Origin of the sequence: Streptomyces botrytidirepellens, assembly GCF_003721215.1 — a bacterium.
Classification (GTDB): domain Bacteria; phylum Actinomycetota; class Actinomycetes; order Streptomycetales; family Streptomycetaceae; genus Streptomyces; species Streptomyces himastatinicus.
This window is the reverse complement of sequence record NZ_RIBZ01000693.1, coordinates 1-6,701: the sequence shown is the minus strand read 5'-3', so window position 1 is coordinate 6,701 and position 6,701 is coordinate 1. Positions and strand designations below refer to the sequence as shown.

Genomic DNA, 6,701 nt, shown 5'->3' with positions numbered 1-6,701 from the left:
GTGGGCGACGGCCCGCCGAGCGGCCCCGAACCCCGCCCCGCCGAGCACGCCGCGCTCACCGCCGAGGCCGGGCGGGCGCTGCGAGCCGCGGTGCGCGGGCTGCCCGGCCGCTGTCCGAGGCTGCTCGGGACGATGCTGTCCCGGCCCGAACTGACATATCGCGAGATCGCGGGTGAGTTGGGTATCTCACAGGGCAGTCTGGGCCCGGTACGTTCCCGATGTCTGGGTTGCCTGCGCAGAATGCTCACGGCGGAGGTTGCGGCTCCTGAACCGTGGGGAAAGGAGCGTTAGACAATCGGCGCCCGGGAGGCGGCCACCACCCTGTGGCGTCTCCCATCCAGGCAATCAACCCCGGTCGCCCCTACCCTCAGGCGGCCGGTGGACCGAGAAAAGGGGAGGCATGCGCACATGGGCATGAGCGTGACCATCTCCGCGGCGACCGCGGACGACGCCGAGCAGATCCTCAAGCTCCAGTACCTGTGTTATCAGGGTGAGGCCGAGCTCTACGGGGACTACTCCATCGAGCCGCTGACGCAGACGCTCGACGACCTGCGCGCCGAACTGGGCGAGGGCTGTGTGCTGGTGGCCCGGCTCGGCGAGGAGGTCGTCGGCTCGGTCCGGGGCGCCGTCGACGACAAGGGCACGGCCGCCATCGGCAAGCTCATCGTCCACCCGCGGATGCAGCGGCACGGCCTCGGCGGGCGGCTGCTCGCCGCGATCGAGGCCCAGCTCGCGGAGGAGCGCGCCGCCAAGCGCTACCGGCTGGCCACCGGCCACCGCAGCGACGGCAACCTCCGGCTGTACCGCAAGTACGGCTACGCCCAGGTCGGCACCGAAGAGGTCAACCGCCGCCTGAGCCTGGTCACCCTGGAGAAGGACGCCTCCATGTCGGCCTTCGCCGCGAGCGCCTAACGCCTGCGGCGCGCGCGGCACATCGGACGGGCTGGGTTCGCCCCACGGCGACCCGGCCCGTCCGGGCGAACAACCCAGCCCCTCCGGCGTTTGAGGAGCGGGGTCCGGGGCGGAGCCCCGGCGGGGGTTCGGGGGCGGAGCCCCAGAGGAAAAGAACTAGCGGCGGCGGAGCCACATGAGGCCCGTCACCGGCAGGAAGATCGGGATGAACAGGTAGCCCATCCCGTAGTCCGACCACACCGTCTGGTCGGGGAAGGCCGAGGGGTCGACGAGGGTCCAGGTGCCGACCGTCAGCACACCCAGCAGCTCCGCCCCGCAGCACACCATCGCCGCCTTGCGCGCACCCTCCCCGCCCCGCACCAGCGAGACCGTGATGAAGGCGTACACCACGGCGGAGACCGCCGAGAGGATGTAGGCCAGCGGCGCCTCGTCGTACTGGGCGATCAGCTGGTAGATCGAGCGCGACGCCGCGGCCACCGTGAACACCCCGTAGAGCATCACCAGCAGCCGCCCGGGCCCCTGCCCGAGCCCCGTACGCCCACGTTCGGCTGACTCAGCCACCCACGCCTCCCCAGATGTCGTACAGCCGTACCTCCAGCACGGCCAGCACCACGGCCGCCGCCGCGACCGTCGCCGAGCCCCAGCGGGTCCGCTCCGCCAGCGACATGAACGCCGCGATCGGCACGGCCAGCGCCGAGCCGACCAGATACGCGATGAAGATCGCCACGCCCTGCTCGGGTTCGTCGCCCTGCGCCAGCCGCACGACCCCGATGACCAGCTGGACGATGGCCAGCAGGGACACCACGGCCATGCCGATGAAGTGCCAGTCCTTGGTGGGCTGGTCGCGGTAGGCGGCGAAACCGCACCACGCGGCGAGCGCGAGGGCGGTCGCGCCGAGCACGGCGGTCAGCACGTCGATCAACGGGACCTCCGCGCGGTGCGTTCCCGCACACAGGGGGTGACAAGCATGGGACGACTGTAATCGGCCCGAATGACCGCGTTGCGATCGGCCCCGTACGCTGCGCCCCATGAAGATCACCGCTGACGCGCTGCTGTTCGACAACGACGGAACCCTCGTCTCCTCCATGGAGTCCGTGGTCCGCTGCTGGACCCGCTGGGCCGAGGAGTACGGCGTGACGGAGGAGTTCGCCCGGGTCGAGCTGCACGGCCGCCCGGCGGCCGACATCATCGGCGATCTGCTCCCCGCCGACCGCGTCGCGGAGGCCCGCCGGCGCATCGACGAGCTGGAGGTCGAGGACGTCCCGGGCGGGGTGCGGCTGCTGCCCGGCACCCTCGACCTGCTGGCCGGGCTGCCTCGGGAGCGCTGGGCCGTGGTGACCTCCGCGGGCCGCGCGCTGGCCGAGGCCCGCCTCGCCGAGGCCGGGATACGCCCCGGGCTGCTGATCACGGCGGACGACATCACCCGCGGCAAGCCGGACCCCGAGCCGTTCCTGCTGGCCGCCGGGAAGCTGGGCGCCGACCCGGCCCGCTGCGTGGTCTTCGAGGACGCCCCGGCCGGGCTCGCCGCCGCCCGGGCCGCCGGGATGCGGACCGTGGCGTTGACCACAACGACCAGCCGGGAGGAGCTGGACGCCGACATCGTGGTGGCGGACCTGTCGGCCGTGTCGGCACGGGCCGTCGACGGGGGAGTGGAGATCGTCGCGGGGGAGTGACACCCGATCGGAAACGACCCCTATTGTCCACGGGCTGGTCTTCTGTGTCCGTCATGCGGACAGGCTTGATCGGCCCGTCAGGGTCTCTGGTTTACTGGCGGCCATGACCACGACGAGCTGCCGCACCCCTGCGACCGAGGCGATGATGACGCCCGGTGCTCGTTGTCGGTGTCGAATGTGTGACCGCTGAGGGCCCCCGCTTGAGCCTCGCGCCCCGAAGCGAGCCCCGCTGAGCCATGTCCGCGCGCCCGCGTGCGGACCGGCCTGCCCCGCGTCACCGGATCCGAGCCGCGCCCACACACGCGCACGCCCTCGGCCCGCCCACGCCGCTTCCGTAAGGAATGAACCGTGCCCGGCGGCACAACCGCCCTGCACTCAACAGTGACGGAAACCCTGTGATCACCACTACGGACCTGACAAAGGTCTACCGCTCACGAGGCCGCGAGGTCACCGCCCTCGACGGCGTCGATCTGCATGTCCGCGAGGGTGAGGTGTACGGCGTCGTCGGTCAGAGCGGCGCCGGGAAGTCCACCCTCATCCGCTGCGTCAACCTCCTGGAGCGCCCCACCTCCGGCACGGTCACCGTGGCCGGCCAGGACCTCACGGCGCTCGCGGGGCGGGGCCGGCAGGCCGGTTCCGCGCTGCGCCAGGCGCGCAGCCGTATCGGCATGGTCTTCCAGCACTTCAACCTGCTCTCTTCGCGCACGGTGCGCGACAACGTCGAGCTGCCGCTGGAGATCCTCGGCGTCTCCGGCAAGGAGCGCACCCGCAAGGCCCTGGAGCTGCTGGACCTGGTCGGCCTCGCCGACAAGGCCAAGGCGTACCCCGCGCAGCTCTCCGGCGGCCAGAAGCAGCGCGTCGGCATCGCCCGCGCGCTCGCGGGCGACCCGAAGGTGCTGCTGTCCGACGAGGCGACCTCTGCGCTCGACCCCGAGACCACCCGCTCGATCCTCCAGCTGCTGCGCGACCTGAACCGGCAGCTGGGCCTGACCGTGCTGCTGATCACGCACGAGATGGACGTCGTCAAGACCATCTGCGACTCGGCCGCGCTGATGAGCGACGGCCGGGTCGTGGAGTCCGGCAAGGTCACCGAGCTGCTGGCGACCCCCGGCTCCCAGCTGGCCCAGGAGCTGTTCCCGGTCGGCGGGGTGCCGTCGGCCGAGGACCGCACGGTCGTGGACGTGACGTTCCAGGGCGAGGCCGCGGCCAAGCCGGTGATCTCCCAGCTGTCGCGTACGTACAACATCGACATATCGATCCTCGGCGCCGCGATGGACACCGTCAGCGGCAACCAGGTCGGCCGGATGCGCATCGAGCTGCCCGGCCCGTTCGAGGAGAACGTCGTGCCGATCGGCTTCCTGCGCGAGCAGGGCCTCCAGGTCGACGTGGCCGATGTGGACGCGTCGAAGACCGCCGTGCTCAAGGAGGGCGCCAAGTGACCTGGTCCGAGATGCAGCCCCTGTTGCAGCAGGCCTGTCTGGAGACGCTCTGGATGGTCGGCTGGTCGGCGGCCATCGCGATCATCGGCGGACTGCCGCTCGGTGTGCTGCTGGTGCTCACCGACCGGGGCGGCGTGCTGCCCAACGTGGTCGTGAACAAGGTCGTCGGCCAGGTCGTCAACATCGCGCGCTCGATGCCGTTCATCATCCTCATGGTCGCGCTGATCTCCTTCACCCGCGCGATCGTCGGCACCACCATCGGCCCCGCGGCCGCGATCGTGCCGCTCGCGATCGGCGCCATCCCCTTCTACGCCCGCCTCGTGGAGACCTCGGTGCGCGAGGTCGACGGCGGGCTGGTGGAGGCCGTGCAGTCGATGGGCGGCTCCACCTGGACCGTCGTACGCAAGGTCCTGCTGCCCGAGTCGCTGCCGTCGCTGATCTCCAGCGCGACCACGACGATCGTCGCGCTCATCGGCTACTCGGCGATGGCCGGAACGGTCGGCGCGGGCGGCCTGGGCGACCTCGCCGTCCGCTACGGCTACCAGCGGTTCGAGACCGAGCTGATGTGGATCACCGTGGCCATCCTCGCGGTGGTCATCTCCGTCATCCAGTTCGCCGGTGACCTCGCGGCCCGCGCGCTCTCCCACCGCAGCCCCGCCTCGGCCGGGCCCCGGCTGGTGCTGCTGCGCTCCCGGAAGCCCCGGAGCGGCGACGCCGCCGGGACCCCGGCCGTCGCCAAGGCCGACCAGGCCGCCAAGGCCGACAAGGCCGACCAGGCCGGGACCGACGAGCCGGGCGAGCCCGCCCAGCTGTCCAAGACTCCCTGACACCCCGTCCCCGAAAGGCACTTTTCGTGCGTAACAGCCTCAAGACCACCGCCACCCTGCTCGCCGCCGCCGTGCTCGCCGCCGGTGCGTCCGCCTGCTCCCCGCCCAGCAAGGGCGGCACGGACAAGAACGGCCCGCTGCTCGTCGGCGCGAACCCCGTCCCGCACGCCGAGATACTGAACTACGTCAAGGACCATCTGGCGAAGAAGGAGGGGCTCAAGCTGGAGGTGAAGGAGTTCACCGACTACAACTCGCTGAACCCCGCCACCCAGGACGGCTCGGTGGACGCCAACTACTTCCAGAACAAGCCGTTCCTCGACGACTACAAGAAGAAGCGCGGCGGCGACATCGTGCCCGTGGTCACCGTGCACCTGGAGCCGCTCGGCCTCTTCTCACACAAGGCCAAGAAGGCCGACGACCTCAAGAAGGGCGCCACCGTCGCCGTCCCCAACGACGCGGTGAACGAGGCCCGGGCGCTCCAGCTGCTGGACACCCACGGCGTCATCAAGCTGAAGAAGGGCGCCGGGACCGAGGCCACGCCCAAGGACATCGCCGACAACCCCAAGGGCCTGAAGTTCAAGGAGCTGGAGGCACCCCAGCTGCCGCGGTCCCTGGACGATGTGGACGCCGCGGTCATCAACGGCAATTACGCCATCCAGGCCAAGCTCAACCCCGCCAAGGAAGCGCTGATCCTGGAGTCCCCGGACAACAGCCCCTACGGCAACTTCCTCGCCGTGAAGAAGGGCAACGAGGACGACCCGCGGGTCAAGAAGCTCGCCAAGCTCCTCACCTCCCCGCAGGTGAAGAAGTTCATCAAGGACAAGTACGACGGATCCGTCCTCGCGTCGTTCTGACCCATACCATTCTGAAAAACGACCGACCGAACACGCAAGGCTCCGCATCCGGGCGACAATCGGATGCGGAGCCTTCCGTTTCCGCACCCCGTGCTGCATTTAGCAGGAGCGATGCTGCATGCTGGGCTCTTCGCCACGACTTTGATACGACCCGGTTACGGAGCGGCGCATGACATCCACTTTCCCGGACATCTCCATCAGCACGGAACGGCTGGTGCTGCGCCCGTTCGAGGAAGCGGACCTGCCCGCGCTCACGGACATGATGAACGACGAACTCGTCATCACCTGGAGCCGGGCCCCCTACCCGTACACCCACCGCGACGCACGCGACCAGGCGATGCGGCTCGCCCCCGCCGAACGCACCACGGGGCGCGGAATCGTCTTCGCGGTCGCCGAATTCCTCACCCAGCGGCTCGTCGGAATCATCCATCTGCGCAACACCGACTGGAAGGTCCTGGGCACCGAGATCAGCTATATCACCGCCCCCTGGGCGCGCGGTGAGGGCTATGCCGTGGAGGCGGTGCTGGCCGTCGCCCGCTGGCTGTTCCAGGACCAGAAGTTCGAGCGGATGGAGCTGCGTACCGCCGCCGGGAACACCGCCGGCCAGCAGGTCGCGCAGAAGGTCGGCTGCATCAGCGAAGGGGTGCTCCGCAACGCGTACATAGCGCGCACCCAGATGGAGGACGGCGGCTGGACCGATCTGCGCACCGACCTCATCGTCTGGAGCCTGCTCCCCGAGGACCTGGAGGGCGCGCCCGGGCAACGGGACGACACCGAGGGCATCAGCGTCTTCCCCACGTACTCCGAGTACACCGACTGGCGCTGAACCCCGGCGCGCCGCGCCTCCGGTGCGCCCCTCGCGCACCACCTCCGCCCCTGCCCCCGGTCCGGCGGCGCGGGCCGGGCGGGGTAACCTCTCCGGGCTGAGCACCTGCGGGCCGGCCCGCCCACCGCCGCGATACGCGCGTCCGCGGCACGCGCACCGCGGCGTACCCG

General features: G+C 70.5%; 9 protein-coding genes. 7 read left to right on the top strand and 2 right to left on the bottom strand.

Features of this window, described 5'->3' with window-relative positions; translation table 11 throughout:
* Positions 1-291 (top strand): sigma-70 RNA polymerase sigma factor region 4 domain-containing protein (locus EEJ42_RS52025; protein ID WP_148082149.1); only part of this gene is annotated, 291 nt, incomplete at its 5' end.
* A gap of 117 nt (positions 292-408) precedes the next feature.
* A complete protein-coding gene (locus EEJ42_RS36020; RefSeq protein ID WP_123106409.1) occupies positions 409-912 on the top strand; it encodes a GNAT family N-acetyltransferase in 504 nt (167 codons plus the stop codon).
* A gap of 156 nt (positions 913-1,068) precedes the next feature.
* Here EEJ42_RS36020 and EEJ42_RS36015 read toward each other — a convergent pair whose 3' ends face one another.
* Both EEJ42_RS36015 and EEJ42_RS36010 read right to left on the bottom strand, forming a co-directional pair.
* The gene (locus tag EEJ42_RS36015) at positions 1,069-1,473 is read right to left on the bottom strand and encodes a hypothetical protein (RefSeq protein ID WP_123106408.1); all 405 of its coding nucleotides are present in this window, start codon (positions 1,471-1,473) and stop codon (positions 1,069-1,071) included.
* Positions 1,466-1,834, bottom strand: a complete 369-nt coding sequence (locus EEJ42_RS36010) for a hypothetical protein (protein WP_123106407.1) — start codon at positions 1,832-1,834, stop codon at positions 1,466-1,468. Before EEJ42_RS36010 ends, EEJ42_RS36015 begins: the two co-directional genes overlap by 8 nt.
* Positions 1,835-1,940: 106 nt before the next feature.
* Between EEJ42_RS36010 and EEJ42_RS36005 the strand changes: the two genes are divergently transcribed.
* The 5 genes from EEJ42_RS36005 (at position 1,941) to EEJ42_RS35985 (ending at position 6,531) form a co-directional block, all read left to right on the top strand.
* Entirely contained in the window at positions 1,941-2,585 is a 645-nt protein-coding gene (locus EEJ42_RS36005; RefSeq protein WP_123106406.1) for an HAD-IA family hydrolase, read from the top strand.
* A gap of 395 nt (positions 2,586-2,980) precedes the next feature.
* Positions 2,981-4,024: a methionine ABC transporter ATP-binding protein gene (locus EEJ42_RS36000; protein ID WP_123106405.1), complete on the top strand. Its 1,044-nt coding sequence runs from the start codon at positions 2,981-2,983 to the stop codon at positions 4,022-4,024.
* Positions 4,021-4,851 (top strand): methionine ABC transporter permease, encoded by an 831-nt coding sequence (locus tag EEJ42_RS35995; RefSeq protein ID WP_123106404.1) that lies wholly within the window; start codon positions 4,021-4,023, stop codon positions 4,849-4,851. The genes EEJ42_RS36000 and EEJ42_RS35995 overlap by 4 nt, the downstream gene beginning before the upstream one ends.
* Before the next feature lie 26 nt (positions 4,852-4,877).
* Positions 4,878-5,705 (top strand): MetQ/NlpA family ABC transporter substrate-binding protein, encoded by an 828-nt coding sequence (locus EEJ42_RS35990; RefSeq protein WP_123106403.1) that lies wholly within the window; start codon positions 4,878-4,880, stop codon positions 5,703-5,705.
* A gap of 169 nt (positions 5,706-5,874) precedes the next feature.
* Positions 5,875-6,531: a GNAT family N-acetyltransferase gene (locus EEJ42_RS35985; protein WP_123106402.1), complete on the top strand. Its 657-nt coding sequence runs from the start codon at positions 5,875-5,877 to the stop codon at positions 6,529-6,531.
* Positions 6,532-6,701 lie beyond the last annotated feature (170 nt).

Bases quoted from the DNA above. Each gene is read 5' to 3' on its own strand.
- EEJ42_RS36020 (WP_123106409.1), top strand. From the start codon at position 409: ATGGGCATGAGCGTGACCATCTCCGCGGCGACCGCGGACGACGCCGAG.
- EEJ42_RS36005 (WP_123106406.1), top strand. From the start codon at position 1,941: ATGAAGATCACCGCTGACGCGCTGCTGTTCGACAACGACGGAACCCTC.
- EEJ42_RS35985 (WP_123106402.1), top strand. From the start codon at position 5,875: ATGACATCCACTTTCCCGGACATCTCCATCAGCACGGAACGGCTGGTG.